This is a genomic window from Escherichia sp. HH26CH (assembly GCF_009820205.1).
In the GTDB taxonomy this organism is placed as follows: Bacteria; Pseudomonadota; Gammaproteobacteria; order Enterobacterales; family Enterobacteriaceae; genus Escherichia; species Escherichia coli_F.
Map to the genome: position 1 here is coordinate 1 of NZ_VNXM01000021.1, position 293 is coordinate 293.

The 293-nt window shown below is 61.4% G+C and carries 1 protein-coding gene; it reads left to right on the forward strand.

The window, feature by feature from the left end; translation table 11 throughout:
• Positions 1 to 293, forward strand: a 293-nt coding sequence (tssI, locus tag FQ015_RS08495) for a type VI secretion system tip protein TssI/VgrG (protein WP_160523953.1), incomplete at both ends; no start/stop codon positions are given.

Sequence of the window (293 nt, forward strand, 5' to 3'; positions counted from 1 at the left end):
CGGCTGCAGAGCAAACCGAAGGTGGACGGGCCACAGAGCGCCATTGTCACCGGGCCTGCGGGCGAGGAAATCTTCTGCGACGAACACGGACGTGTGCGAGTGCAGTTTCACTGGGACAGGTATAACCCGGCAACGGAGGCGAGTTCGTGCTGGGTTAGGGTATCGCAGGCGTGGGCGGGGCCGGGGTTTGGTAACCTGGCGATACCGCGGGTGGGTCAGGAGGTGATTGTTGATTTTCTGAACGGAGACCCGGACCAGCCCATCGTCACGGGACGGACCTACCATGAAGATAA